The organism is Mycobacterium cajalii (assembly GCF_045809005.2).
In the GTDB taxonomy this organism is placed as follows: Bacteria; Actinomycetota; Actinomycetes; order Mycobacteriales; family Mycobacteriaceae; genus Mycobacterium.
The window spans coordinates 2,154,008-2,179,977 of the sequence record NZ_CM141436.1 but is presented as its reverse complement, the minus strand read 5'-3'; the positions used below and the strand labels follow the sequence as shown (position 1 = coordinate 2,179,977).

Genomic DNA, 25,970 nt, shown 5'->3' with positions numbered 1-25,970 from the left:
GTCACTATCGGCGGCAGCCGGGGTGGCGCTGTCCTTGAGTCGCGGCCGAACAGACCGCGTGACACCACGAGGAAGGACAGCAATCCATGAAGTTACGAATCGACACCACCGGCGTGACGTTTCTGTGCACCCGGATTCCTGAGCAGCGCACCAATTTCGACACCGGAGCACCACGCATCGACAAGGCGACCGGGCAGGTGTTGTGGCAGGTCCAGCTGATCGCCCTGGACGGCACCGGCGGTGAGGTGCTGGCAGTCACCGTGGTTGGTGAGCCGAAAGTGATTGTCGGGCAACCGGTTGCGGTGTCGGGTCTGGTGGCGTTGCCGTGGTCACAGGACGGCCGCTCGGGCATCGCGTATCGCGCCGAGGCCATCACCGCCGCCGACCCGGCAGCCGCCGCGAAGGCGGGCCAGCAGGCCCGGTAACCGCACGCCGGTCCGGCAGCCCCACGACAGCGTGCCCGTGTGGGCTGCCGGCCAGCGCTCCCGCCCCTTCTTTTCCCGTCGCAAGCGAAGGCAGACCGTCGTGTCGAATACTCCAAACCGTAATAACCGCACCACTAATCAAGCATCTGATGATGACTGGGTCGGCGAGCTGATCTGGGGACTGGTCAAAGCCACCGGGCAGCTGCTGTGGTGGGCAATCCTGTTCCCCGTCCTCAGTATCCCGGTCATCGTCTCGATCTGGGTTGCCATCGCTCACGGCCCCGGCGCGGGCTTGCTGACCGCCGGGTTGGCTGCCGCGGCTTATATCGGCTGGGCAGTCGTGGAGCCGTCCTCGTTCACCGCGTGGGTGAGCGGCCCGGTGCGGCAACGCTGGCTGGCCTGGTGGCGCTATCACCGCACCTGGGCCTCGGTGTGCACCCTGCACGGCTTGTGCGCCAAGCTGGGCGAGCGCGCCCTGGTTCCAGCCTTGCGGTCGGTGCGGATCGGGGATCACGCCGACGTGCTCATCGTGCGGGTGGTGGCCGGCCAATCGATCCGTGATTGGCACAAGCGCGGCGATGCGTTGGCGGCGGCGTGGCGGGCGGATCGGGTCACGATCCGCGCCAGCGCCCCCGGCGAGCTGCGCATCATCATCAGTCGCGGTGACGTGCTGGCCCAACCCATTCACCTGCCGATGCCCAGGCGGGCAACCCTGGTCGACCTGGCTGCGGTGCGGGTCGGGATCACCGAGACACGGCGCTGGTGGCAGCTACCCGTGCTGGGTCACCACATCCTGATCGCCGGTGCCACCGGAGCCGGGAAAGGCTCGGTGTTGTGGTCACTGATCGCCGGACTGGCACCACAGGTCGCGACCGGGCGGGTGCGGTTATGCGTGATCGACCCCAAAGGCGGCATGGAACTGGGCGCCGGCGCCCCGATGTTCTCCCGGTTCTGCCACCACACCGGCCAACCCATGATCGAATTGCTGCGCGAGCTGGTGGCAGTCATGCAGGCGCGGGCCAACCGGCTGCGCGGACACACCCGCCTGCACACCCCCACCCCGGCCGAACCGTTGATCGTGGTCGTCATCGACGAGATCGCCGCCCTGACCGCCTACCTCACCGACCGCAAACTACGCACCGAGACCGAACAACTGCTCGGCCTGCTGCTCTCCCAGGGCCGCGCCGTCGGGATCTCGGTGGTCGCCGCGGTGCAAGACCCGGCCAAAGACACCCTGCCGGTGCGCCAACTGTTCACCGTGCGGATCGGGCTGCGCATGACCGAAGCCACCCAAACCGCGATGGTCCTGGGCCAAAGAGCACGCGATGCCGGCGCCGAATGCGACCTCATCGCCGACGCCACACCCGGCGTCGGCTATGTGATGATCGACGGCACCACCGACCCGATCCGGGTACGGGCCTTCCACGTCACCGACCGCGACATCACCGCCCTGGCCCGCACATTCCCCGCACCCCGCACACGAGGCAACGCGGGACACACGGCCCCCGACACCGGCAACGGTGACGATCGGGGGCAGCGGTGAGCACCATCGCAACCGACAGCCCGGTGATCGTGTTGCCGGGGCTACCCACCACCGCTGATACCGGGCCGGTGATCACCCAGATGCTGCGCCGCGCCTCCTCACCGAGTTACGGGTCGTGGTGGCGCCGCGCCGAATCGGTCGGGTTCTGCGCCCACCCCATCCAACTATCCGGTGCCGACACCGCCGGCCGCCAGCACACCGTGTGGACACGCTGCAACAACCGCCGCGCGACCGTGTGCCCGTCATGCTCAGACCTCTACGCCCGCGACACCTGGCAACTGGTCCACGCCGGAGCCGCCGGCGGCCACCACGACATCCCGGTTGAGGTCGCGGCCCGACCGCAAGTGTTCACCACCCTGACCGCCCCGAGCTACGGGGCGGTGCACAACGCCACCGGAACACCCTGCCACGCTCGCAAAAGCGCCAGCTCAGATAGCCGCTGCCGACACGGAAAACCCTTGCACTGCACCATAATCCACAGTGCCGATGATCCTATGGTGGGCCAGCCATTATGCCGGGACTGCTACGACTACCTCGGGCATGTCCTGTTCACCTGGCATCTGCCCGAACTGTGGCGCCGCTTCACCATCGCACTACGGCGCGCCGTCAAAACACACCTGAAAACCGTTGGAATATCTACGAATTCGGTTCGGGTAAGTTTTGTGAAGGTGGTCGAACTGCAATCACGTGCCATCCCGCACATCCACGCCCTGATCCGCCTCGACCCGCCACCAGCCGACACCGACACCACCGCATGGGGTGACCACGATCCTCACGGCCCCGCCGCCCCGCGGGGTGGTGGGGAGCCCCGTCCGGTAGCCGACCGGCATCCCGGCTGGTCGTCACCGATCACCGCCGCCGAGCTGGCCGCCCTGATCCAACACGCCGCAGGCCACGTCAATATCGAGGTTGCCGCTGACGGCGGCTCCGACCAAGGGGCAGTGCGGGCGCCGCGATTCGGCACCCAGATCGACACCCAACCATTGACACCCGAAACGCCGATAACCGCAGGCGATTCCGAAGTCGACGACACCGCACGCATGACGGTATCGCGGTTGTCGCCGCGTCGGGTCGCGGCGTATCTGGCGAAATACGTCACCAAATCCCTGCACGACTTCGGCATCACCGCCCGGCGCCTATCAGCAGAAGCGATCAGCGAACTCGACGTTACTGAACATGTTCGGGCCATCCTGGTCACTATCGCCGAACTCGGCGAACACACAGCCTCCGCAGGCCCGTCGTTGGCGGGGATCGGTCGCTGGCTGCACACCCTCGGGTATCGCGGCCATATCACCACCAAATCGGGCTCCCCTGACGCTTCCGTGGGTGGTTTTGTGCGCTGAGTAGGCGCACGTCGTTGTGGCTTAGGGTTTCTGGCTGTCAAAGGTCAGGAACCAAAGGAAGCGGGCAACGACGTGCGCAATGCGAGGTTATGGCGTGCGCTGCTGGGTGTCGATAGGCGCACGGTGGTCGAGGACATCGAATTCTGCGAGGAGGACGAGGGCGCCGAGGTGGTGGTGGCGCGGGTGCGCCCACGCAGCGGTGTTTCACAGCGTTGTGGGCGCTGTGGGAGCAAGGCGCCTTGGTATGACCGCGGGGAGGGTCTCCGCCGGTGGCGGGGCCTGGATTTGGGGACGGTGCAAGTGCTGTTGGAGGCCGAGGCGCCGCGGGTGAACTGCCCCACCCACGGGCCGACCGTGGTTGCGGTGCCGTGGGCGCGTCATCACGCCGGACACACGCTGGCCTTCGATGACACGGTGGCCTGGCTGGCGGTGGCTTGCTCGAAAACGGCGGTCTGCGAGTTGATGCGCATCGCGTGGCGCACCGTCGGGGCGATCGTGGCGCGGGTGTGGGCCGACACCGAAAAGACTGTTGATCGGTTTGCCAACCTACGCCGGATCGGCATCGACGAGATCTCCTACAAACGCCACCACAAGTACTTGACGGTGGTCGTTGACCACGACAGCGGGCATCTGGTCTGGGCCGCGCCGGGACGCGACAAGGCGACCCTGCGACGCTTCTTCGACGCTTTGGGTGCTGAGCGGGCCGCGTTGATCACCCACGTCTCCGCCGATGCCGCGGACTGGATCGCTGCCGTGGTCGCCGAACGCTGCCCGGACGCGATCCTGTGCGCCGATGCGTTTCATGTCGTGTCCTGGGCCACCGAGGCCCTTGATGCCGAGCGGCGCCGGGCCTGGAACGATGCGCGGACGCTGGCCCGTAGCGAGCCCAAACGCCGCCGCGGCCGCCCCGCCAACGACGCCGCACCCAGACCCGGACACGAGCAGGCCCGCCGACTCAAAGCCGCCCGCTACGCGCTGTGGAAAAACCCCGAAGACCTCACCGAACGCCAGAGCGCCAAGTTGGCCTGGATCGCCAAAACCGACACCCGGCTTTACCGCGCCTACCTTTTGAAAGAGGGCCTGCGGCATGTGTTCTCGGTCAAAGGCCAACAAGGCAAAGACGCCCTCGATAAATGGACCTCCTGGGCGCGGCGCTGCCGCATCCCGGTGTTCGTCGAGCTGGCCCGCCGCATCGTGCGCCACCGTCAAGCCATCGACGCTGCCCTCGACCACGGCCTATCCCAAGGACTGATCGAATCCACCAACACCAAGATCCGGGTCCTGACCCGCATCGCATTCGGCTTCCACAACCCCGCCGCACTGATCGCCCTGGCCATGCTCGCCCTCGGCGGGCAGCGACCCGCCCTACCCGGCCGCGGCTGACACCCCCCACCAGGGCACCTCTCGGAGGGTGCCCCCTTCCCCGAGCGTTGCCGATTCTGCGCCACCCGCTCGTCGGCGTCCATGTCGTTCCGCCTCGCTGCGCTCGGGGGCTCCACATGGACCCCTCCCTACGCGAGGCAGCGCCAAAAGCAACTATCGCGGAAAGGACCAGACAAACGTCCAACCATCACCAGATCGGACCCACGGATGCGTCAGGAGAGCCCCAAATCGCGGCACTACTCGACCACCATGGGCGCCCTGCGCGCCGCCCGCGCCACCTGGACCCGCCACCAGATCACCAAACATTCACAGCCACAAGATGATCCGCAATCCGCCCATTCCGCTGACGACGTGACGGCGAGCACAGGCGGGCGACAGCAACCGATCGACACCGATGAGATGCTCTGGGAATTCGACCGCGCCGGACACACCAGCGCCGGGGACCGCGTCCTGGTCATCTCAGCAGCGCTACGCCACATCGGCGCCCGCATCACCGCGATCACCGAATCCCGCACTGTCACCACCCGCATCCCACCGCCACCACGCGGCGCCGGGTGATGGCCACGACACCCGCGGACGGCACCGCCGGCAACCACGATGCCGGCGCGGTCCCGCTGCACGAGCGCCCGGAGTTCATCGCCTGGCTCACCGCCTCATGTGAACGCCAAGGCCTGTCGGTCACCATCACCGACCCGACCGTCATTACCCGCATCGCCACCCTGCTCGGGACAGACCACCCGGCGTCGCCGGCGGGTCAGACCCGCCACACCGGCGCCACCCGGCCGATATCCAGACGGCGCGAACCAGGGGTGCCCGGGGCGATCACCGCGTGATCCAACACCGCTTTGACGATGGCCTGCTGACGACCTACATCCAGACCAGTCCAGCCAGCACGCAATTCACCGCCAGTACCCACCAATTCAAAGATCGCGGTGGTGTCGGTGCTCCTGTGATCCCGGATACAGCAGTATAACGGGGATATAGCTAGATGATCTATTTAGATTTGCTATGCTCTTGTTGAGGCTCCCGGCCAAATACCTCCCCCCGGCCGGGAGCCTTCCACAGGAGGGAGCCTCGCGGTGAATGGCGGATTGGCGCCGGAAGCGATCAAAACCGTGCTCGTCAGAGCGCTGGTGGGGGTAGTCGCTGGTGCAATCGTGTCCGGGTTCGGTGTGCAGTCAGGGTGGGCGCTGGTAATCGCCGCTGTCGCCCTAGCGGCACTATTGGTCTCCGGAATCGGTGCGGGGATCGAGCGGAAGCGCCACATCCAGCGGCGACGTGTCGAAGTCGAACAACCGCGCTTAGAGGCGGAAAAGGTGCAGGCAGTAACAGATCGGCTGGCCGAACGGCAGCGGCTGGCTCACGCGCGTGCCGCCGAGGCGATCCGGCGGATCGCGGCCACTAATTGACGGGAGCCAGCGCGGATTGAGACGCTCAAAAGCACTTGAGCGGGTTCACGCAGGGTCTGCCCGCGGCGCCTTGCAGGTGCGTCAGGATGTAGGTGATGGAGCCCGGCACCACCGCGCCTGTGCTGGTCGCGCATTTCGGCCAGGCCGCGGGTCCCTGGGTTGCCATGATGTTGTTCGCCACCCGGATCTGTTCTTGCGGAGGACTTGTCGCCGGCGATCCGAGGCCACCGTTGGCGAGCCAGGTGGCCTCGCTGATTTGTAGGCCACCGTAATGACCGTTGCCGGTATTGGCTGACCAGTTACCGCCGGATTCGCACTGCGCGAGGGCGTTCCAGTCGATCGGCGCGGCGCGCACGGGCGCTATCGAGGCGGCCGCCACCACCACCGCCAGCCCGGCCGCTGGTTTCACCGCAGCTTCACATCGCTGGCCAACCACCGGCCGCTCACTTTTTCCATGGTCAACGTGATACGGGTGTGCTCAATCTCGGGGTTGACCGTGTCGCGCGTACTCACCGACTGGTCGACAAGCAACCCCACCTGGACCGTGTTCGAGGTGGCGGTTTGGACTGCTGCCTCAGCGATAGTCCCGTGCGCCGTGACCTTTTTGTCGATCAGCATCTGGCGCAGCGTGACTGCGCGGGTGTTGTGCGCTTCATTGAATTCTGCGGTTGAATCGTTGAAGAGCTCGGTGAAGTTCTTGTCGACCGTGGTGGCGTCGATGTTGCACAACGTCAGCGCATATTTCTTGGCTGCCGCCAGTGCCTGTGTCGCGGCGACATCGCGTTGGTGGTGCTCGATGGCCGCCCAAGCCGCCCAACTGGCGGTCCCGGTCAACGCAGCAACCAGTGCGCCGATGGCGAGCCATCGAAGCGGGATGCGCAGATGCAGATGGCGTGGGCCGTTGTTCTCGGATTCCGGTGCGGGATCAGAAGATTCGCGAGTGCAGACGTCGTCGAGGACCCCAGCCGATGCGGTGTTGTGCAAAGCTTCCATGCGCGATTACCCGTCCCCTCGCTGCCTCTGATGCACCATCGTGAACAGCCATAGTCTCGTCGACACCTGTCGGGATTCGAGAAAGGAACCGCATCAAACACATAACGGCTGATCTAGATATATGAGGCCATAACGTTCAGTTCAGTTCGCCGCGTGGTCGGCATGCGCAGGTGCTATTACTCTGCGCTTGCGCCACTACCCTTGGTGGTCGCCGCGCCGATAGCAGGCAAAACGAGTGTGTCGATGACTTGCCGGACGAATTGGGCGTCGACACTTTGACCGCTGATGACCCGCATCAGCCCCATCCCCGTCAAGGTGTCGGCGATGAGAGACCAGTCCCGGTCGGGTGCGACTTCGCCGCGGGCGGCGGCCTGTTGGAGGACCGCGGTCACCGTGCGCCTGCCCTTGAGTAGCATCAGGTCGTCGAGGGCTGAGGCGAGTTGCTGATCGCGCACCGCCTCCATCGCCACCCGCAGCACCAGATCGCTGGAGATCATGGCGTCGTCGGCACGTGCCACTCGTTCAACTACTGCGTCGAAGTCTCCGGCTAGGCTGCCGGTATCTGGGGCATCGTCATCGATGAGGTCGGGTCGCCAGTATACAAGCGCGTCGGTGATCAACGCGGCCTTCGACGCCCAGCGGCGGTAGATTGCGGCTTTACCGACACCCGCTCGTGCGGCGATGTCGTTCATAGTGGTGTCGTTGTAACCGTTCTCGGCCAATAGGGCCAGCGCGGCGTCGAGGATCGCAGGATCGCGGGTCCGATCGAGCTGGCCTTGAGTGCGTTGGCGCAGTTTCGATTCGGTGTCTGTCTGGCATCTCGATGCCGCGACTAACAACTCCATTACTCGCTTGCCTGATCAATGCTCGACACTGACGCGGTCGTTGTCGGGATGGGCGCGGTGTTGTCGTCGGCTGGCTGTGGTTCGGGTCCGCGGCGGCCACGCCTGGTGATCTCGAAGGTGTTCAGCGGCCACCAGAACCAGCGGCCCAGCGCCGCGGCGATGGATGGCGTCATGAACGCCCGAACGATCAGTGTGTCGACAACCAGGCCGATACCGATGGTCATGCCGAGTTGACCGACCACGCGCAGGTCGCTGACGATCATCGACATCATGGTGAAGGCGAACACCAGCCCGGCCGCTGTGACGACGCGTCCGGTGGCCCCGATGCCCCTGATGATGCCCGTATTGAGCCCGGCGGGTATCTCTTCTTTGAAGCGCGAGACCACCAAGAGATTGTAGTCCGAACCCACTGCGAGCAGGATCACCATCGATAATGGGATCACGATCCACTGCACGCCCAGGCCGAGGATGTCCTGCCAGAGCAGCACTGACAACCCACACGCGGTACCCAGGGATGCGGCCACGGTGCCGACGATCACCAGGGCAGCCACCATGCTGCGGGTGATCAACAACATGATCGCGAAAATCAGGATCATCGCTGCGATGATCGTGATCATGAGGTCGGTGACGACGCCGTCCTGCATGTCGGCGTACAGCGATGCCGTGCCGGCGAGTGAGACCTGGGCGTTGCTCAGCGGGGTGCCTTTGAGGGCGTCTGCGACGACACCTTTGAGGTCCCGGACGTGTTCGATGCCCTGCACCGAGGCTGGGTCACCCTGGTGGGTGATGATCATCCGGACTGCCTTGCCATCGGGTGACATGAACATCTTTATCCCGCGTTTGAAGTCGGGATTGTCGAACACGTCCGGCGGCAGGTAGAACAAATCGTCGTTCTTGGCCTGGTCGAAGTACAAGCCTATCTCCGTCGCGCCTTTGGCCAACTCCTGTTGCTGGGCCTGGGTGCCGGCCTGGACGCTATGGGTCGCGATCATGAAGTCACGCATTTTTGTCATCGAACTGATGGTGTTCTGCAGCACCGGCAACATCTGCGGCAGTAAATGATCCAAACGGTCCAAATCGGTAGTGAGACCTTGTATTTGGTCGGCGAGTTCATCGATCCCGTCCAGCGCATCAAAGATAGATCGCAACGACCAGCAGGCAGGGATGTCGAAGCAGTGCTTTTCCCAATAGAAGTAGCTGCGAATAGGTCTGAAGAAGTCGTCGAAATCGGCAATCTGGTCCCGCAGCTGGTTGGTGGTGTCCGCCATCTCGTGGGTCCTGCCAACCATGCTGTGGGTGGTTTCGGTCATCTCCTTGGTGATGGTGTACATGCGCTCCATGTTGGCGATGGTCTTGCTCAGCTCGTCGGCCTGCTCAAGCATCTGCGCCGAGTTGTCGTTGTTGAACTTCGCGGACTGCAAAGTGCCGGCGTTTTGCGCGCCGAGCAGGAACGGGATAGAGCTGTGCTCGATCGGTGCACCCAGGGGGCGGGTGATGGTCTGCACCCGATCGATGCCCCGCATGCGAAAGACGCTTTTGGCGACCTTTTCGATCACGAGCATGTCCGCGGGGGTGCGCAGGTCGTGATCGGCCTCGAGCATCAACAGCTCGGGGTTCATGCGCGCCTGGGAGAAATGGCGGTCCGCCACGCCCATGGCAAGGTTGGCGGGCATATCGGCGGGGGTGAACTTCTGGTCGTTGTACTGCGGCACATAGGTTTGCAGGGCGGCGAAACCCACGACGGCGATCACGCAGGTCACCAAGACGATTGGAATGGGCCAGCGAACCACGGAGGTGCCGACCTTGCGCCAACCCGGCGACGAGACCACGTTGTGCTTAGGGTCGAGCAGACCGAACTTCGACGCCACCGTCAGGATCGCCGGCGCCAGTGTCAGGGCTGCGGCGATGATCACCGCAACCGCGATCGCACAGGGCAGCCCCATGGTCTGGAAATACGGCAGCGTGGTCATGGTCAGGCATAAGCAGGCCCCGACGATGGTCAGTCCGGAACCCAGGATGACGTGCGAGACGCCGCTATAGGCGATGTAGAACGCGTCTTCGGAATCGAGGCCTTTCGATCTTTCCTCGTGATATCGCCCGAGCAGGAAGATCACATAATCTGTGCCGGCGGCCAAGGCCAGCATCGTCACCATGCTCACCGCGTACGGGGTCAAGCCGATGATGTTCAGGTTGCCCGCCGTGGCCGTAATGCCCTGTGCAGCAAATAGTTCCAGGCCGATAACCACCATGGACACCAGCATCGTCACTGCGGAACGGTAGATGATGAGCAGCATCACAATGATGACGCCGACCGACACCACCTCCATGGCCGCCATGCTCTGATGCCCGGCCACGCTGGTGTCGGCGTTGAGCACCGTGTTGCCCGCGACATAGGCCTTGATACCCGGCGGCGCGGGTACCGAGGCAACGATGTCACGCACCGCTGCCACCGACTCGTGACTGAGCGTCGTGCCCTGGGCGCCATTGAGGAAGATCTGCACGTAGGCGGCCTTGCCGTCTACACTCTGCGAGCCCGCCGCGGTCAGCGGATCACTCCAGAAATCCTGGACGTTCTGCACATGCTTGTGATCGGCGTTCAGTTTGGCGACGATCTTGTCGTAGAACTTGTGCGCGGCATCACCGAGCTTGTCCTTACCCTCCAGCACGACCATCGCCGTGGAGTCCGAATCGTACTGCTGAAACACCTTGCCGATGTGCAGCATCGCCTGATACGACTGCGAATTGGTCGGGCTGATCGGCACCGAACGCGTGGCTGCGACAGCATCCAGCGACGGGGTCAAGACGCCCAGGCCCACCGCGACGAACACCCAGAACAGGATGATCGGTAACGACAAGATCCGAACCATCCGGCCAATGAACGGGCGATGGTGCGTCGTGTGCGTGTTGCTCATACGGATTTCACCAAGCAGTAGATGAACGGTTTGATTGTGTCGGTGCTGGCCCTGCTATCGCGCACCGCGCCGTCGACGATCACCTGGCACCGAAGGTCGTGGGTGTTGCGGTCTCCTTGGGCCAGGATGTTCGCTGACATCGACGGCAACGTCGTCACAATCGTGAATGACCAAGGCAGCGGGGCGTTTTCGATGAGATGGGGTTGGCCGTTCTCGTCGAGGTAGTTGAGGTTCGCGGATCCGCCCGTCCCGCTGATCTCGTACCTGATGTGCTTCGGATTGAAGTTCGCAGTAATTCCAGATCCCTCCGCTAAATTCGGGCCGCGGTGGCCAGTGGACTCGCGAATGCGGGTAATCGCATACACGCCCAGTGCCACGACCACCACAAGCACCAGCGGGATCCAGAACCGCTTCAACACTCGAAACACCGCGTGCGCTCCCCTAGCTCTTTTGTTTCGTTCAGTCCAGACACAGGACAGTGCGGCCCCGGCGAGAAGACGGGCCGCCAAACGGTACGGAGCTCACGGAACTCCGGTTCCGTACCACCGCCGGTCGCTACTGTATCCCAGTGCGCCAACCAGAGACGATCCGGCGCTGCCGAATGTGGCACTAACAACACCGAGCTGTGGGTGTGATGCGTTTCACCCCTGGCAGGGCAGATGTATGCAGTTAGCGCTTCTAGCAGCATTCGCCGTCGTGACCGAGAATGCGTTGTCGCACAACGCCAGTCCGCCTGCAGGTAGCCGAAGCTGGCGAAGTCAAGAAGTTTCGACAGCCCATTGGAAGACCGCGACCGTCAGCCCAACCGCAGCGGCGGTGGTTAGCAGGTTCATCACGACCGCTTTAAGTGCGAGCGCGACACTGCGAAACACCAATAGTAGGAACAGAAATGACGCATTGATGACGATGGTCAGCACGGCGGGTGCGCCTACGCGGGTGACCGTGCCGAGGTCGATGAACTTCACGGTCGCTCCGCCCACCAGAATTTGCGGTCCGCCGCCGCGTGCAAGGGGTTGGGCTTGGTCGCGGATGTGTTCGACCAACCTACTGGGGTCCGGCCCCCCTTCGCGCGCATCTTGACGTGAGGCAACTTGCCGGCACACAACAACCCCGCCGTCGCGCCCGACCGGCCCAACGCGGCCAGGCAGCCAGTTGACCCCAGCACTGCACGACAACGACCGGACAGCACCGCCCACGTGAGTCGCCCAATCCGCTGTCGACACAACACGTGTCGCTACACCTGGACAATCCGAATTTGGCTAGATGCGCCATTGCGGTTGGACGCGGCTGATGTCGAGACTGCGAGAGCCCGGCGTGCCGGGGGCGATCACCGCATGATCAAGGATCGCTTTGATGATGGCCTGCCGGCGTTCCAGTTGGAGATCTGGCCATTGGGCGCGCAGGGCACCGCCCATCCCGGCCAAGTCCTGCACATCGGTGGTGTCGGTGGCTGCCGCGATCGCTCGGCGGGTTTCGGCGATACGCGCGGTGATCGGGTCACGCGCGGCAATCCACTCCCGCGCCGTCACGGTGCCGTTCGCATACAGCGCGGCCAGCTCATCCAAGCGGGCAGTGTCGGCGTCGAGCTGGGCCGACAACACCGCGACATCTGCATCGACGCTCGCTTTGCCTGCCAACGCATCAGCCAGCGCCGGGGAATCCAGCCTCGTGAGCACCGCATCGGTCAGCAACTCCTCGACCGGTTGGGCCACCACCGTCAGTCGCCCACAGCCGCCCTGATCCGGACCGGACAGGCACACATAGCGGCGCACCCGATTCTCGGGATTAACATGGCGGGCTTGGGAATACAACCGGTTGCCGCACCGGCCGCAGCGCAGCAACCCCGACAACAAGTAGGTGCGCGGCGCGCGAGTCTTCGTCAGCGCCCGGGCGGTCATGCGGGCCAACACCTGATCCCGCTGCGCCGGGGTAATGATCGCCGGCCACGCCGCCTCACCAATCACCTGCCCGTGATGCTCACGCAGCCCCGCGATGCGACCCGAGCACAGGATTTGGCGCACCGCCGAGGTCCGCCACGACTTCGATGCCGCCGGCGCGGTACCGGAGTCATTGAGCCACACCGTCAATGACCGGATCGAGGCCCCCGCCAGGTAACGATCCACCACCTCCCGCACCACCGCAGCCTCCGACTCACGCACGGTGATCTTGTCAGGCTCATAGCCGAACGGGCGCACCGAACCATGCGGCAATCCCTGTTCGGCGTTCTGCAACATCTTGCGCCGAATACGCGCGGACTTACGCCCGGACTCCTTCGCGGCGAACGCAGCGAAAATCCGGGCCATAAATAACCCATCATCATTTCCGAGATCGATATCGGCAGTCACGGTAGCGACATCGCGCACACCCACCGACTCACACAAAGCGACAAACTCTTCCAACTCCACCGGGCGGCGATGCAACCGGTCCAAGTTATAGACGATCACCGCATCCCTAGCACCCGACTTCAGATCGGCCAGCATCCGCACATACTGCCGTCGTGGTTTACCCGAGAACGCCGACACATCGTTGTCGACATACTCATCACCCACCGGCCAGCCCCGGTCAGCGGCCAGCTTGCGGCAATCCTCCAACTGCCGCGCCACCCCCAGCCCGGTGCCCTCCACATCGGCCGAGATGCGGGCGTAGATCGCCGCCGACCGCACCGCGGCGCGTTGACCGGGCGTTTTCGCTTTCGCCATGAGGGTAGTTTAGCGACATTTCAGCTTAGCCTGCCGCGTGCGCGCGCCGGTCAGACCGGAGGTGCTTGCACGCCGCGGTCGACGCCGGTGCGCAGCTTGACCGACGCCGAATAGGCCAGCGTGCGGAACCGGAGAACCGGGTCGTCGGAGGGTTCGATGCCGTCGGTCACCCGCATCGGGTCGAACACGACGATGTCGTCGCCGTGCTCGCGCGCGGTGTCGAGGCCCGTGATCTCGATGGTCCCGACGGTGACGACCTGGGTGCCCTGCCACGGCGCCGATGGGTCGACGGTCGAGTCCTGCGGCCCGGCGATCTGCACCCGGAAATCGAAGCGGACCGGCCCGCGGTCGAGCCGGGCGTTCAGCTCGCCGGTGAGGAAGTCCGCGGACGCCTCCCGCGGGGCCGGGCCGGAGGACTTCGCGCCGGCGGCGGGCGCCAGGCGGTAGCGGACGAACCTGGCGTTGCCGTCGGCGCCGACCCAGCGGAAGGCGTGCAGTCCGTGATATTCGATGGTGGCGTAGCTGGCCGGAACCATGTTGGCGTCGCGCAGGACGGGCAGCGCGGCGAACAGCCGCGGGTGGGTCAGCAGGTGCCGGGCCATCCGCAGCGGTTGCAGCAGGCCGGGGCGCATCGCCTCGAGCAGGTCGATGAAGCCGTCCGGGGTGCTCGAGACGAACAGCCGGGCGGTCTGCGTGGAGACATCGGTCGTCGAGCCGTCGGGCAGCGTGAACTTCACCGCCAGGCCGCGCACCCCGGGGGCGCCGTCCGGCTGTTCGGGGTTGCCGGATCCGTTGGAGAAACGGATCAGCGCGGGGACCGTGGATCCGTCCAGGTGCGCTGCGCGCGACAGCCGGGCCGCGCTCCCCCGGCGCTTCGAATCGCCTCGATCGCGTCGTCGGGGGAAAGCTTGCCTGCCATCGGGGAATCCTAGAGGCTCACTCGGGCAGGCCGAAGAGTTTGACGACGCCGTGATCGCGGCCGGCGGTGTAGCCGCCGTCGACGGCGATGGCCTGCCCGGTGACGAACGAGGCGTCCGGGGAGAGCAGGAAAGCCGCCATCGCCGCGACCTCCTCGGGCCGGCCCAGCCGCTGCAGCGCGTGTTCCTTCGTGATGGAGGCCAGCGGACCCGCCATCCCCTCCAAACCGAAAACGCTTTCCGCCATTGGTGTTTCGATGAAACCAGGGCAGATGGCGTTGACCCGGATGCCGCTCGGTCCGTAGTCGAGCGCCATGTTCCTGGTCAGCAGCACGACCCCGCCCTTGGCGGCGTTGTAGGAGCTGCCGCCCGCCGTTCCTTCCAGGCCTTCGATGCTGGACACGGTGACGATGGAGCCTCGCTCACCGTCGAGCCGGGGTTGCTCGATCATCCTGGCCAGCGCCGCCTTGGCGACCAGGAACGTGCCGGTGAGGTTGACGCCGATCACCCGCTCCCATTCGGCGCGGTCGAGCAGGTGGACCGGTCCGCCCCCGGCGACGCCGGCGGCGTGGAACACGCCGTCGAGACGATCCGGCACCGCCTGCAGCACGGCGCCGATCGCGGCTTCGTCGGTCACGTCGGCGGTGACGAAGTGGAAGTCGGGCCCCAGGTCCGGCGGGGCGGCCAGGTCGGCGCCGACGACGGAGCCGCCCTCGGCCAGCAGGCGCCGCGCGGTGGCCAGGCCGATCCCGGATGCCGCGCCCGTCACGACGAACGTGCGGGAACTGGCGCGCTCGGCATTCACCATGTCGAAGTCCTTTTGCCGGGTGGGGAGACTGCTCGGCGGGATCTGCTCATATCGCGATTTGTACCTTACGATTTTGCGCAAACCACCCGGGGGGCACGAGGAGCCACGATGTCATCAACGCACACACCCCGGTTCCCCGGTGCGACACGGCCCGCGCGCGGCCTGCGGCCCGCCGGTGTCGCCGCCGTGATCGCCGCGGTCCTGCTCACCGGCGCCGCCGACCCGGCCGGGCAGCCACCGCGTGCGCCGGCGCCGGTGGCGCTGCGGCTGCTTGCCGCCGACCCGGTCGACATCGCGCAGGGCATCTCGATCACCCCCGCGCCGGGCTGGACGGTCGGCGACCGGGGCACGGACTGGGTGGCGCTCTCCAACGCCGATTCCAGCGCACAGCTGCAGGTCACCGTCAAGACGGCCGACGGGACCGATGTCGCCGCCGTGCTGCAGGGCGACATCGGCCGGTTGACCGGCGATCCGTCCTCTGATTTGACCAACGTGCGGAACCTGACCGATCCGCTCATAACGATGTTGCAAGGCAACAACTTTCAGCAGAAGGCCGCCATCGACTACACCGCCGACCTTTCGTCGCCGCGGGGCACGGTTCCCGTCCTCGGCACATTCGGCGAGCTGCTCAACACGTCGACTCGGCTGTCGGCGTTCATCGACTTCCGGCAGAACGACAACGCGACCGGTCAAGCCGCCCAAGACGGCGGGGCCATGATCGACTCCATGCTCTGACGGGTTGCCGTGGCGGCGGCGCACCGCGTATCACAGAGAAGGACACAACGATCTCGGAGGGGTTATGCCGGCAGCCGACGCCACCATCAGCACGACCGACACGCTCATCGGATTCATCGAGCAGCACGTACGACAGCGCCCCGACGCCACGGCTATCCGTTACGGCGAAGCACAGTGGACCTGGGCCGAGTGGGCGGCGCGGATTCGTCGCGCAGCCGGAGCACTGCGCGCCGCCGGTATCCGGCGTGGGCAGTGCGTGGCTTTCCTGGACAAGAATCACCCCGCGTGCCTGGAAACCCTGTTCGCGGCCGCATCGATCGGCGCGGTGGCCACCGTGGTGAATTGGCGTCTGGCCGGTGAGGAACTCGTGCATGTCCTCGAAGACAGCGGGGCCCGCCTGCTTTTCGCCGGCGCCGAACTGCATCCCGCGGCGCAGGCGGCTGCCGCTCACGTACCGGGCCTGCAGCGCATCGTCGTGGTGGGCGGTGACGACGAGGACGAGTACGAATCATTGCTCGCCGCGGCATCTCCCGAGGATCCCGACGCCGAGGTCACCGGCGACGACTCCGCGCTGGTGATCTACAGCTCGGGCACCACCGGGCGCCCCAAGGGCGTGGTGCTGAGCCAGCGGGCGCTGGTCAACCACGCGGCGAACGTCGCGCCGGCGTTTCCCTCCGGCGAAGGCGACACGAACCTGGTGTGCATGCCGCTGTTCCACGTGGGTGGGATCGGGTATGCACTGTTCGGCATCCGGCCCGGCATGCCGACGATCATGACCCGCGAGCCCGACGCCGCGGAGCTGATCGGGGCGGTGCGCGCCGGCGCGACGCATGCGTTCGTCGTGCCTTCGGTGATCGCCAGGTTCCTCGACGGCGGCGAGGCGGCGGTCGCCGCCATCTCGGGGCTGCGTTACATCGTGTACGGCGCCGCCCCGATGCCGCTGCCCCTGCTACACCGGGCGCTGGCGGCCTGGCCCGGCACGAAATTCGTTCAGGTGTACGGCCAGACGGAACTGTGCGGAGCAGTCACGGCGCTCGGCGACACCGACCATCGCGATCCAGCCCGGCCCCATCTGCAGCTCTCTGCCGGAAAAGCGTTGCCGGGAACGGCGATTAAGATCGTCGATCCCGAGACTGGCGATCTGCTGCAGGCGGGGCGGCCGGGCGAGATCTGGGTGCGCAGCAACCAGAACATGAGCGGCTACCTGAACCGCCCGGAGGCAACGGCCGACACGATCACCGGCGACGAGTGGGTGCGCACCGGCGACGTGGGGCGCCTCGACGCCGACGGCTACGTCTACGTCGAGGACCGGCTGAAAGACATGGTGATCACCGGCGGGGAGAACGTCTACGGGCCCGAGGTGGAAAGCGTGCTGATCAAGCATCCCGCCGTCGCCGACGCCGCCGTCATCGGGGTGCCCGACGACCGCTGGGGCGAATCCGTCAAGGCGATCGTCGTGGCCGCCGGCGAGGTCGGCCCCGAGGATGTCATCGCGTTCTGCCGCGAGCACCTCGCCGGCTACAAGTGCCCGCGCACCGTCGACTTCGTGGCGGAGCTCCCCCGCAACGCGAGCGGCAAAATCCTCAAAACCGAACTGCGGGAACCATATTGGCGGGACCGCGCCAGGAAGGTGTGACTGCCGGGTGCCTACAGCCGTCCCTCGACGCGCAGCTGCGGATGCACCCAGTCCGGCGAGCGGCGCTCCTTGAAGGCGCGGAAACCCTCCCGCGCCTCGGCGTCGCTCAGGCTGGCGGTCATGCCGATGCGGTCGTACAGGCCCAGGTAGTTGTCGATGCTGGACTTGATGACCCCGCGGGCCCGCGGGGCGGTGCGGCACACCTGGGCCAGCACGTCGTGTGCCTCGGCGAGCAGGCTCTCCTGCGGCACTACCCGGCTCACCAGGCCCCAGTCGTAGGCCTCGGCCGCGCTCAGCACCCGTCCGGTGAACATCAGGTCGCGGGTGCGCACCGGCCCGATCAGGCGCGCCAGCATCTGGCTGTAGTAGGTGTCGGCGTAGCCGCGGAACAACTCGGGCACGCGGAAGGTCGCCCGCTCGCTGACCACCGAGAGGTCGCTGCACAGCGCGATCTGGAAGCCGCCGCCCTGGCACAGCCCGTTGACCGCCGAGACGATCGGCTTGGCCGAGGTCCGCACCGCGTCGAACGGCGTGACGTCCATGCCCAGCGCGGCGCCGAAGGTGATCCAGGCGTCGGCGCCGCCGGCCCCGCCGCCCATGTCGCCGCCGGGCGCGAACACGTCACCGGTTCCGGTGATCAGCAGCCCGGCCAGATCCGGGTCCTCGTTGAGACGGCCTACGGCATAACGGATTCCGAAGTACATCGCCGGGGTCAGGGCGTTGCGGGCGTCCGGGCGGTCGATCGTGCACACCGCGATCGGCCCCTGCCGCTGCAACGTCAGGTACGGCGTGCCCAGCCAGTCCCCCTCGGGCGGGCGCGGGCTGCCGTGCGGGGGCGAGGGCTGCTGTGTCACGGGACTCCTTCGACGTCGGCGACCGCGTCGTCGCGTCAGCGCGCCGCGCGGTGGGGATACTGTAGCTCTTACAGTATGTAGGGGCGGGTCCGGCGGCCGGTCTACAGGTACGGCACCGTGGTGACGGCGGTGCCCTGGGTCGTGTCGTTGAGCAGCTCGGCCAGGGTGGACTGCAACGTGGCCGTGGCCTCCCCCACCTGCCGGTCGCAGAACCGGCAGTGGATGGCGAACCGTGGCTGGTCGTCCTCGTCCGGCCAGAACCGGCGTGGCCCCACCGCGGCGCCCGGGTCGTACTGCACCGACTGATGCGGAGCGTCCCTGAGGATCCTGCCGACGGGATGGCCTTGCGGGCATTCGAGTTTCAGCACGCCGATACCCTCTTGATTGCTCACCGTCCACCGTCCTCGCGAAGTCGTGGTCTCGTCGGTCCACACGTATTGTCGCCCCGGGCCGGCCGGTGTGCTCGTCGCGGCCCCCAATCGGCGCCCGTTTCCGCCACGGTGCGACTCAACGGGTGACGGCGGTATGCACGGGTCTGCAGTGAAAGGCGACTATGACCGACAACCCTCCCATCGCCCCTTCCATCGCCGAGCTTTTCTCTCCGGAGGTACTCCGCGAGTACGCCCTGCTGGCCGACGGAGAGCGTGGCGTGGTGATCGGACCCCGCGGCGAGTGCACCTGGATGTGCCTCCCGCGCTGGGACGGCCCCGGGGTGTTCAGCTCGCTGCTGGGAGGCGGCGGCGCCTACGTCGTCTCCCCGGACAACGCGCAGTTCGTGTGGGGCGGCCGGTACGAGGAACGGTCGCTGATCTGGCGGTCACGATGGGTGACCACCGACGGGATCGTCGAAAGCCGCGAAGCGCTGGCATTTCCCGGCGACGCGCACACCGCGGTGGTGCTGCGCCGATGCCGGGCGCTCGACCGGCCGATGTGGATGCAGGTCACGCTCGACGTCCGCGCGGATTTCGGCTCGGAGCCGATGTGCGACCTGTCCCTCGACGACGGGATCTGGACCGGTCGATCAGGCCCGCTGCGCTTCCGGTGGTTCGGGGCCGGCGGAGCCAAGGTCTGCGACGACGGCTCGCTGCGGACGGCAATCTGCGTGGTACCCGGACGCGATCACGACCTGGTCCTCGAGATCTCCGACAGCGAGCTGCCCGCCGACGTGCCACGCCCCAACGACTGCTGGCGATGGACCGAAATCGCTTGGCGCGAAGCGGTTCCCGAGATCACCGGCACCGTGGCCGACGCCGATTCCCAGGCCGCCTATGCGGTGCTGCGCGGGTTGACCTCCAGCGGCGGCGGGATGGCTGCCGCGGCCACCATGTCGCTGCCGGAACGCGCCCAGCAGGGCCGCAACTACGACTACAGCTACTGCTGGATCCGCGATCAGTGCTACGCCGGGCAGGCCGTGGCCTCCGCCGGTGCCCACCCCCTGCTCGACGACGCGGTGCGCTTCGTCAGCGAACGCGTGCTCGCCGACGGTGGGCAGCTCAAGCCGGCCTACACGGTCACGGGCGGTCCGGTGCCCCGCGAGCGGCACCTGGACCTGCCGGGCTATCCCGGCGCCACCGTCATGACCGGCAACCGGGTCGTCGACCAGTTCCAGCTCGACGCCTGCGGCGAGGCCCTGCTGTTGCTGGGGGCCGCCGCCCGCCTGGACCGTCTCGACGGCCTGCACTGGAAGGCGGTGCAGTCGTTGGTGCAAGACCATCAAGGACCGGTGGCGGGAGCCCGACGCCGGCATCTGGGAGCTGGACCAGCAGTGCTGGGCCCACTCCCGGCTGACCTGCGCGGCCGGGCTGCGCACCATCGGGGAGATGGCACCGGCGCACGAGGGCGCCGAGTGGCAGCACCTGGCCGACCTGTTGATCACCGACACCGCGTCGGACTGCCTGCATCCCAGCGGGCGGTGGCAGCGCGCGCCGGGGGATCCGCGCGTGGACGCGGCGCTGCTCATCCCGTCCATCCGGGGCGCCATTCCCGTCACCGATCCGCGCACCACCGCGACGCTGGACGCGGTGCGCACCGACCTGAGCCGGCACGGCTACGTGTACCGGTTCCGGCCCGACGAGCAACCGCTGGGCCAGCAGGAGGGGGCTTTCCTGCTGTGCGGCTTCCTGATGTGCCTGGCCGAGCACCAGTGCGGCAACCGGGTGGCGGCCGCGCGCTGGTTCGAGCGCAACCGCGGCGCCTTCGGCCCCCCGGGCCTGTTCACCGAGGAGTACGACGTCGCCCAGCGCCAGCTGCGGGGCAACCTGCCGCAGGCGTTCGTGCACGCCCTGCTGTTCGAGGCCGCGCACACGCTGCAAGGCGACGACGACCCGGCGGTCGGCAAGAACTGGTGAGCCCGGCGTCGGCCGACCTGCGTCCAACTGCGGAAGAACTGTGTAGCCAACTGGTTGATGCGTGGTCGGGCGAAACCGGAACTTGCGGCCCAGCGTCCTATTCTCTGCGTGGCCGGGTCGGCGGAATATGCGAAGTGGCGTGGCGGTGTTGTCGGCTGCGCCGACGCATCGACTAGACCAGCGTTTACCGGGATGGCACCCAACGATAATGTTGGGCAAACTGGTGGCATGGCGATCACGGCACGAAAGACAGCGCGGAAGCAAACCAGAATGGGGGCCGATGATCCGTTGGCGGCCTCACGGGTACGGTATCTGGCCGACATCATCGGCGGGGCGCGGCTGGCGGCGATTGTCGGGGTGAATCGTTCACAGCCGTCGCGGTGGATGACAGGCGAAGAGCGGCCCGGACCCACTGCCGCACCGCTGTTGATCGATCTTGAACACGTCATTGCTCGTGCGCGACTGGTGTGGGGGGACGCTGCGGCGGCGACCTGGCTGGACAGCGCCAATAGCTACCTCGACGGTGCACGACCCATTGACGTGTTGCAGCTTTCAGGGCCGGCGCCGGTGCTCGAAGCCCTCGACGCCGAAAGTTGGGGCGGGGCAGTCTGATTGCTCGCTTACCGCGTGTTCCCACACTTGGCGGCCGCGCGGCCGGGTAAGCCTGGCCATCCGCTGTATGAGCATCGGCCGCAGCGGGGCGGCCGGATAGACCATCCCGACTACCACGTGTGGTACCTGTCGCGATTCAGTGAGGCGGCATGTGGTGAGACCTTCGGAAACCTTTCCCGCTGGGATGCCTCGATGTTCGAGTTTCCGCAAATTCCCGGCTCCAGTCGGGCAATCGGCGTCTACGAGTTGCCGGATGATTTGCGCGTGCTCGACCTCGATGACCCCGCTCAGCTGGTGCGGCTGGGGTTGCGGCCAACGCAGACCGTGGTTCGCAATCTCGCGGTCACCCAGGCGTGGGGCCACCGGATCTGGTCTGAGACAGACCCACACGGCGGGGATCGCAGATGGCAGGCGGTGTCGTGGTGGTCTTATCACCGCCCCGCCTGGACTGTCCTTGGAAGCTGGCTGCGGCCGAAGGTTATTCGTGTCGAACCGCTGGACATTTCGCATCCAGCGCTTATCGACGCAGCCAAGGCGTTGCAGCGCATCATCTTTTCGTGGATCTTGAAGGCGCCCGACGGGCCTGGCGAGACCGTTGAAGGTCAGGAAGTCGACACCGCGCCGATGCGCAGCGGCGTGTCGAACGAGGACAATAATCTGAAAACGAGGGCGCTAGCTGCGGGAATGAGGTGAGACACGAGTTGGCTTGTCGAGAGCGCATCCTAAATCTACCGAAACTACCTCTCAACTGCGACGATATCTGTGGTCCCGGCTGGGATCGACGAGCGACCTTCCGCGTGTGAAGCGGAGGCGATGCCGAAAGCCAGACGTTCATGCTGGTCAAGCTGGACGACCTGGACCAATCTTGGAGGTTCAGAACACGCGAATCACGCGGCGCAGCGGATGCGGAGCGAATGAAACTCAAGCTGTGATCCACAGGCACGCGCCGCATGAAGTCAATCGAGGTGCCGGTCGACATCCATCCGTTGGTGGAGTATGCGCACCACATTGATCACATCGCCGCTGACAATCCGGTAGTAGAGCGTGTGCGATCCAACAACGTGCTTCCGATAGCCAGGGCGGAGTTCGTCGCAGGCCCGTCCGATCATCGGATTGTCCACGACTCGTTCGATCGCCCGCTGGATTTCACGGACGTATTCCTCGGCCTGATCGTCATCCCAGCGCTGGCAGGTGTACTCCCAGATCTGTTCCAGGTCGGCGCGGGCGGCGGGCGAAAGTACATACCGAGTCACCGGCGCCGAGGTTGCTCAGCTCGCTTGCGCGCAACGAACTCATCGAAGTCGAATGGTGTCGACTCACCACTTCGTTCGCCGGCGTCGAGCGCCTGGCGCAATGCGTGCAGGCGGGTCTCACGATCCTCAAGCAGCCGCAGAGCAGAACGCACGACGTCACTGGCCGAGCGGTAACGGCCCGACGCCACCTCCGCATCGATGAATGCGCTGTAATGCTCGTCGAGGCTGAACGACGTATTCTTACCCACACATCGGAGGATACCAACTATTGGTATCCGCGCTTAGCTGGCCGCCGCCGCGGCTGCGACGATTGACGGATCCGCCATCACGCCCACCATCGTTCGTGAGATTCCGCCGCGGATCGTCCGAACCATGGATTCATGCTCTACCTCCCCCTGGTGCCCCAGGGACCACTACATAAGGTCCCCGATTCCGAACCGTCGGGCCAAGGGTAGCGTGGTCGGTGATGGATCGAAATCCGGACAGCGGAAAAGGCCATGACCTGTACTGATGTGTGTGGTCCCGGCTGGGATCGAACCAGCGACCTTCCGCGTGTGAAGCGGACGCTCTTCCACTGAGCCACGGGACCGGCGCCGAGAGGCGAACGACGTCGAAGACTAGCACGATCCGAGGATCCCAGTGCGCGCCCATCCTCGGCCTGGCGGCCCGGGATAGCCCGGAACCGCAGCGTACCTGGAAACTTGTAAGTGCCCGCCGCTGTGGACTATCGTCGTCCTTCGCACCGGGCGACGATCTCGCCCGTTGCGCGCGGATGTAGCGCAGTTGGTAGCGCATCACCTTGCCAAGGTGAGGGTCGCGGGTTCGAATCCCGTCATCCGCTCGAAGGTGCAAGTGGCATCAGTTCCCAGCGGTGGAGTGGCCGAGTGGTGAGGCAACGGCCTGCAAAGCCGTGCACACGGGTTCGATTCCCGTCTCCACCTCCGCTTTCGAACCCCCAGCGCGATTAGCTCAGCGGGAGAGCGCTTCCCTGACACGGAAGAGGTCACTGGTTCAATCCCAGTATCGCGCACCAGCTTTCGTAATGCTCAGAGGCACAATCTGAGACGAGAAGCCGGGCACGTGAACTAGATGTGAACTGGTCGACGGCAAGCTAGCAACCTATCTGAGAGATAGCTAGCCATGAGCACCACAGCACCCGACCAATCCGCCGACCGGATCGCGTACCCGGTCGACTCCGCAACCCGGCCCTGCTGCAAGGGCATCGGCGCCCACACGCCCGACCGCCAACCCGATGTTCCGGCGCCGGCCGGCGCGGTGCGGCTGCTGCCCTGGGAGTCACCCGCGGTCAGCGGGCACCCGGAGTGGCTGCGCTACTTCGACGGAACCACCCGCACGGTGGCGCTCGACAACCGCGACCGCGACGCCGAGGTCACCATCGAGGGCGCGCAATGGGGAGACGGCCGCGTTGACGGCTGGGCGGTCCGGGTGTTGCACGTCAACTCCGACTGGCCCCTCACGCTCGAGCAGGCCCGCGCGCTCGGTGAGGCGTTGATCGCAGCGGCCGACGAGATCAGCGGGTCGGCGCGATGAGGAGCGGCTTCCTGCGGTGGCCGCGCTACCCCTCGCCGACGAGTACGCCAGCCGGGCACTTGCGCGAGCCACCATCTGCGGGTTTGCTAAGCATGCCAGTCTGAAAGGTGGTCGATCATGAATCGACTTGTCTCGGTTCTCGCCACTGTGACTGTCGCCGCGGGCGCGACTTGGGCCTCCGCTTGGCCCGCGCACGCCGCACCCGACCCACACATGCCCGACCCGCTGCGCGACTACTGCCCGGGTGGGGGCGTCGGCAATGTGCTCATGGGCGGGTATTGCGACGGGGAGCATTACTGTTGACGGACATTCAGGGTGACCACCTGGGGGTGGGGTTCCGGCGTTGAGGGTGAGGATGCTTCGGCGGGATCTGAGCGGCGGCATGGTGACGACGCCCCCTGTTCCCGGGGTTACGGTGGCCTGGGTTCGTTTCGGCGATCATCGTGGCGCCGGATGTTCGTGGCCGGGGGATCGACTGGCGCAGTGACGGTTCCAGCCCGGGGCGGCCAACACGAGATGACCCCTTCCCGACTGGCATCGTGGTAGACCATCTTGGTGCTTCATGTCCTCCCGAGCACCCGATGATCGTCGTCCGCACCGTCGAGTGGGCCGAGCAGGCCCTGGGCGCCGGCGAGCTCGGCTGTCCGCACCCCGGGTGCGGCGGCGCCCTCACACGGTGGGGATACGGCCGCCGCCGGCGCGTCCGTAGCCTCGGCGCGCGGACCCTCGACGTGCGCCCCAGGCGGGCACGATGCACCCGCTGCGCCAGCACCCAGATTCTGCTGCCGGCCACCCTGCAGCCACGTCTGGCCGACACCACCGAAGTGATTGGCGCCGCCCTGGCCGGCAAGGCCGGCGGCCACGGACATCGCCGTATTGCCACCGCGCTTGACCGCTCGCCGTCGACCGTGCGCCGCTGGATACGCCGCGCCACGCGCAGCGTTCATCTGCAATGGCTATGGCAGCGCGGCAGCCAGGCCCTCATCCGGCTCGACCCCGACGCGTTCAACCAGCTGCCTCGCGCCAGCAACCCGCTGCACAACGCGCTTATCGTCCTGGCCGCCGCCGCCTGCGCGGCCCGCCAGCGGCTGGGCTTGACCGAACCCCTATGGACGCTGATCGGCGTGCACACCCAAGGCCGGCTTCTGGCCGCACCGACCTGAACCGCCCACATCGCCCGGACCAATCCGGCCGGGCCGGCGATCCCGCTCGCCCATCCCCGGCCGGCACCGTGAACACCACCGCCGGCCGACACCGTCACCGCGAGCATCACAGCGTCAGCGTGAACACCAAATCGCGCTAATCATCCTCACCGAGAACGCCGCCAACATGCTCACCTTGAACGCCGGTCAACAAGCATTACCCAGATGGCTCCTACTGGCACAAGCTGATGGCTGGCGGCGCGTACTCGCTGCCGATCATGGTGCCCGGCCAGAGCGAGCCAGCTGATCTGGGCATGTCGTGCGTGGTCGACCCCGATAACGGGCCGGTTCCGCAGCCCGCACCGCCGGGCGGCTGCGGGGGTGCGGTGAAATGAGCGGCGAGGCAGATCCCACGGCAATCGACCCGTCGGCCGATAAGACGACCAAGGCGCCCCGCTCGGCGCGACGCGATCCCGAGCCCCGCGCCTAGTCCGAAGACAACGACCCCATCCAGATCCCGGACTCGTCCTGGCGGGCGTCCTTCGCCGCGGCCGCGCCGATA

Annotated in this window: 25 protein-coding genes, 4 tRNA genes and 3 pseudogenes; 18 read left to right on the top strand and 14 right to left on the bottom strand. The window is 66.3% G+C overall.

The features are described from left to right. Positions 1–86: 86 nt before the first annotated feature. The 7 genes and pseudogenes from ACJ512_RS10555 (at position 87) to ACJ512_RS10525 (ending at position 6,103) form a co-directional block, all read left to right on the top strand. Complete coding sequence (locus tag ACJ512_RS10555; protein ID WP_407689541.1) at positions 87–425, top strand: SCO3933 family regulatory protein; 339 nt, start codon at positions 87–89, stop codon at positions 423–425. Positions 426–525: 100 nt separating this feature from the next. Continuing rightward, on the top strand, positions 526–1,968 hold the full coding sequence (locus tag ACJ512_RS10550) for an FtsK/SpoIIIE domain-containing protein (protein WP_407689542.1): 1,443 nt from the start codon (positions 526–528) through the stop codon (positions 1,966–1,968). Next, a pseudogene (locus tag ACJ512_RS10545) lies at positions 1,965–3,272 on the top strand (replication initiator); the annotation flags it as partial. The gene ACJ512_RS10550 and the pseudogene ACJ512_RS10545, both read left to right, overlap by 4 nt. Before the next feature lie 111 nt (positions 3,273–3,383). Beyond that, a complete protein-coding gene (locus ACJ512_RS10540; protein WP_461479882.1) occupies positions 3,384–4,694 on the top strand; it encodes an ISL3 family transposase in 1,311 nt (436 codons plus the stop codon). Between the two features lie 207 nt (positions 4,695–4,901). After that, positions 4,902–5,252, top strand: coding sequence for a replication initiator (locus ACJ512_RS10535; RefSeq protein ID WP_461480049.1), 351 nt, complete (start codon positions 4,902–4,904; stop codon positions 5,250–5,252). Beyond that, positions 5,252–5,527 (top strand): hypothetical protein, encoded by a 276-nt coding sequence (locus ACJ512_RS10530; RefSeq protein ID WP_407689643.1) that lies wholly within the window; start codon positions 5,252–5,254, stop codon positions 5,525–5,527. Before ACJ512_RS10535 ends, ACJ512_RS10530 begins: the two co-directional genes overlap by 1 nt. 246 nt (positions 5,528–5,773) lie before the next feature. Then, positions 5,774–6,103, top strand: a complete 330-nt coding sequence (locus ACJ512_RS10525) for a hypothetical protein (RefSeq protein WP_407689642.1) — start codon at positions 5,774–5,776, stop codon at positions 6,101–6,103. Between the two features lie 25 nt (positions 6,104–6,128). On the opposite strand, the gene ACJ512_RS10520 is transcribed toward ACJ512_RS10525, so the two are convergent. The 9 genes and pseudogenes from ACJ512_RS10520 to ACJ512_RS10480 form a co-directional block, all read right to left on the bottom strand. Further along, on the bottom strand, positions 6,129–6,512 hold the full coding sequence (locus ACJ512_RS10520; protein ID WP_407689641.1) for a transglycosylase family protein: 384 nt from the start codon (positions 6,510–6,512) through the stop codon (positions 6,129–6,131). After that, the gene (locus tag ACJ512_RS10515; RefSeq protein ID WP_407689640.1) at positions 6,509–7,096 is read right to left on the bottom strand and encodes an Mce protein; all 588 of its coding nucleotides are present in this window, start codon (positions 7,094–7,096) and stop codon (positions 6,509–6,511) included. The genes ACJ512_RS10520 and ACJ512_RS10515 overlap by 4 nt, the downstream gene beginning before the upstream one ends. Positions 7,097–7,272: 176 nt before the next feature. Then, positions 7,273–7,941, bottom strand: a complete 669-nt coding sequence (locus tag ACJ512_RS10510; protein ID WP_407689639.1) for a TetR/AcrR family transcriptional regulator — start codon at positions 7,939–7,941, stop codon at positions 7,273–7,275. Continuing rightward, positions 7,941–10,853 carry an MMPL/RND family transporter gene (locus ACJ512_RS10505; RefSeq protein ID WP_461480048.1) on the bottom strand — a complete coding sequence of 971 codons (2,913 nt, stop codon included), beginning with the start codon at positions 10,851–10,853 and terminating at the stop codon, positions 7,941–7,943. The genes ACJ512_RS10510 and ACJ512_RS10505 overlap by 1 nt, the downstream gene beginning before the upstream one ends. Beyond that, positions 10,850–11,272 carry an MmpS family transport accessory protein gene (locus tag ACJ512_RS10500; protein WP_407688979.1) on the bottom strand — a complete coding sequence of 141 codons (423 nt, stop codon included), beginning with the start codon at positions 11,270–11,272 and terminating at the stop codon, positions 10,850–10,852. Before ACJ512_RS10500 ends, ACJ512_RS10505 begins: the two co-directional genes overlap by 4 nt. A 339-nt stretch (positions 11,273–11,611) precedes the next feature. Further along, entirely contained in the window at positions 11,612–11,956 is a 345-nt protein-coding gene (locus ACJ512_RS10495) for an MMPL family transporter (protein ID WP_461480113.1), read from the bottom strand. Between the two features lie 156 nt (positions 11,957–12,112). After that, positions 12,113–13,552, bottom strand: coding sequence for a recombinase family protein (locus tag ACJ512_RS10490; protein WP_407688981.1), 1,440 nt, complete (start codon positions 13,550–13,552; stop codon positions 12,113–12,115). Between the two features lie 50 nt (positions 13,553–13,602). Further along, positions 13,603–14,471: pseudogene (locus ACJ512_RS10485) on the bottom strand (catalase). Between the two features lie 17 nt (positions 14,472–14,488). Continuing rightward, positions 14,489–15,277: an SDR family NAD(P)-dependent oxidoreductase gene (locus ACJ512_RS10480; RefSeq protein ID WP_407688982.1), complete on the bottom strand. Its 789-nt coding sequence runs from the start codon at positions 15,275–15,277 to the stop codon at positions 14,489–14,491. A 108-nt stretch (positions 15,278–15,385) separates the two neighbouring features. On the opposite strand from ACJ512_RS10480, the gene ACJ512_RS10475 reads away from it, so the two are divergent. Beyond that, on the top strand, positions 15,386–16,012 hold the full coding sequence (locus tag ACJ512_RS10475; protein ID WP_407688983.1) for a hypothetical protein: 627 nt from the start codon (positions 15,386–15,388) through the stop codon (positions 16,010–16,012). A 64-nt stretch (positions 16,013–16,076) separates the two neighbouring features. Next, a complete protein-coding gene (locus tag ACJ512_RS10470) occupies positions 16,077–17,648 on the top strand; it encodes a long-chain-fatty-acid--CoA ligase (RefSeq protein WP_407688984.1) in 1,572 nt (523 codons plus the stop codon). Between the two features lie 11 nt (positions 17,649–17,659). On the opposite strand, the gene ACJ512_RS10465 is transcribed toward ACJ512_RS10470, so the two are convergent. Together ACJ512_RS10465 and ACJ512_RS10460 are read right to left on the bottom strand one after the other, a co-directional pair. Beyond that, positions 17,660–18,502, bottom strand: coding sequence for an enoyl-CoA hydratase/isomerase family protein (locus tag ACJ512_RS10465; RefSeq protein WP_407688985.1), 843 nt, complete (start codon positions 18,500–18,502; stop codon positions 17,660–17,662). A gap of 101 nt (positions 18,503–18,603) precedes the next feature. Beyond that, positions 18,604–18,894, bottom strand: a complete 291-nt coding sequence (locus tag ACJ512_RS10460) for a hypothetical protein (RefSeq protein WP_407688986.1) — start codon at positions 18,892–18,894, stop codon at positions 18,604–18,606. Positions 18,895–19,055: 161 nt separating this feature from the next. Between ACJ512_RS10460 and ACJ512_RS10455 the strand changes: the two are divergent. From ACJ512_RS10455 to ACJ512_RS10445, 3 genes and pseudogenes are all read left to right on the top strand, one after another. After that, positions 19,056–20,850: pseudogene (locus ACJ512_RS10455) on the top strand (glycoside hydrolase family 15 protein). Between the two features lie 228 nt (positions 20,851–21,078). Further along, a complete protein-coding gene (locus ACJ512_RS10450; RefSeq protein ID WP_407688987.1) occupies positions 21,079–21,462 on the top strand; it encodes an antitoxin Xre/MbcA/ParS toxin-binding domain-containing protein in 384 nt (127 codons plus the stop codon). Positions 21,463–21,477: 15 nt separating this feature from the next. Beyond that, positions 21,478–22,155, top strand: a complete 678-nt coding sequence (locus ACJ512_RS10445; RefSeq protein WP_407688988.1) for an RES domain-containing protein — start codon at positions 21,478–21,480, stop codon at positions 22,153–22,155. 263 nt (positions 22,156–22,418) lie between these two features. On the opposite strand, the gene ACJ512_RS10440 is transcribed toward ACJ512_RS10445, so the two are convergent. From ACJ512_RS10440 to ACJ512_RS10430, 3 genes are all read right to left on the bottom strand, one after another. Next, complete coding sequence (locus tag ACJ512_RS10440; RefSeq protein WP_407688989.1) at positions 22,419–22,715, bottom strand: type II toxin-antitoxin system RelE/ParE family toxin; 297 nt, start codon at positions 22,713–22,715, stop codon at positions 22,419–22,421. Then, on the bottom strand, positions 22,712–22,963 hold the full coding sequence (locus tag ACJ512_RS10435) for a type II toxin-antitoxin system ParD family antitoxin (RefSeq protein ID WP_407688990.1): 252 nt from the start codon (positions 22,961–22,963) through the stop codon (positions 22,712–22,714). Before ACJ512_RS10435 ends, ACJ512_RS10440 begins: the two co-directional genes overlap by 4 nt. A gap of 269 nt (positions 22,964–23,232) precedes the next feature. Next, positions 23,233–23,304: transfer RNA gene (locus tag ACJ512_RS10430), tRNA-Val, on the bottom strand. 179 nt (positions 23,305–23,483) lie between these two features. On the opposite strand from ACJ512_RS10430, the gene ACJ512_RS10425 reads away from it, so the two are divergent. From ACJ512_RS10425 to ACJ512_RS10400, 6 genes are all read left to right on the top strand, one after another. Further along, positions 23,484–23,556 (top strand) — tRNA-Gly (locus ACJ512_RS10425). 29 nt (positions 23,557–23,585) lie between these two features. Further along, a tRNA-Cys gene (locus ACJ512_RS10420) sits at positions 23,586–23,656 on the top strand. 17 nt (positions 23,657–23,673) lie between these two features. Further along, positions 23,674–23,748 (top strand) — tRNA-Val (locus ACJ512_RS10415). 107 nt (positions 23,749–23,855) lie between these two features. Beyond that, the gene (locus ACJ512_RS10410; protein WP_407688991.1) at positions 23,856–24,266 is read left to right on the top strand and encodes a hypothetical protein; all 411 of its coding nucleotides are present in this window, start codon (positions 23,856–23,858) and stop codon (positions 24,264–24,266) included. A 581-nt stretch (positions 24,267–24,847) separates the two neighbouring features. Then, complete coding sequence (locus tag ACJ512_RS10405; RefSeq protein WP_407689831.1) at positions 24,848–25,429, top strand: helix-turn-helix domain-containing protein; 582 nt, start codon at positions 24,848–24,850, stop codon at positions 25,427–25,429. A gap of 227 nt (positions 25,430–25,656) precedes the next feature. After that, positions 25,657–25,803: a hypothetical protein gene (locus tag ACJ512_RS10400; RefSeq protein ID WP_461480047.1), complete on the top strand. Its 147-nt coding sequence runs from the start codon at positions 25,657–25,659 to the stop codon at positions 25,801–25,803. The last annotated feature ends 167 nt before the right edge of the window (positions 25,804–25,970 follow it).

Coding starts and splice junctions, on each gene's coding strand:
- ACJ512_RS10530 (WP_407689643.1), top strand. CDS start 5,252: ATGGCCACGACACCCGCGGACGGCACCGCCGGCAACCACGATGCCGGC.
- ACJ512_RS10510 (WP_407689639.1), bottom strand. CDS start 7,941: ATGGAGTTGTTAGTCGCGGCATCGAGATGCCAGACAGACACCGAATCG.
- ACJ512_RS10515 (WP_407689640.1), bottom strand. CDS start 7,096: ATGGAAGCTTTGCACAACACCGCATCGGCTGGGGTCCTCGACGACGTC.
- ACJ512_RS10400 (WP_461480047.1), top strand. CDS start 25,657: ATGGCTGGCGGCGCGTACTCGCTGCCGATCATGGTGCCCGGCCAGAGC.
- ACJ512_RS10475 (WP_407688983.1), top strand. CDS start 15,386: ATGTCATCAACGCACACACCCCGGTTCCCCGGTGCGACACGGCCCGCG.
- ACJ512_RS10480 (WP_407688982.1), bottom strand. CDS start 15,277: ATGGTGAATGCCGAGCGCGCCAGTTCCCGCACGTTCGTCGTGACGGGC.
- ACJ512_RS10505 (WP_461480048.1), bottom strand. CDS start 10,853: ATGAGCAACACGCACACGACGCACCATCGCCCGTTCATTGGCCGGATG.
- ACJ512_RS10470 (WP_407688984.1), top strand. CDS start 16,077: ATGCCGGCAGCCGACGCCACCATCAGCACGACCGACACGCTCATCGGA.
- ACJ512_RS10450 (WP_407688987.1), top strand. CDS start 21,079: ATGGCGATCACGGCACGAAAGACAGCGCGGAAGCAAACCAGAATGGGG.
- ACJ512_RS10555 (WP_407689541.1), top strand. CDS start 87: ATGAAGTTACGAATCGACACCACCGGCGTGACGTTTCTGTGCACCCGG.
- ACJ512_RS10535 (WP_461480049.1), top strand. CDS start 4,902: ATGCGTCAGGAGAGCCCCAAATCGCGGCACTACTCGACCACCATGGGC.
- ACJ512_RS10405 (WP_407689831.1), top strand. CDS start 24,848: ATGATCGTCGTCCGCACCGTCGAGTGGGCCGAGCAGGCCCTGGGCGCC.
- ACJ512_RS10490 (WP_407688981.1), bottom strand. CDS start 13,552: ATGGCGAAAGCGAAAACGCCCGGTCAACGCGCCGCGGTGCGGTCGGCG.
- ACJ512_RS10410 (WP_407688991.1), top strand. CDS start 23,856: ATGAGCACCACAGCACCCGACCAATCCGCCGACCGGATCGCGTACCCG.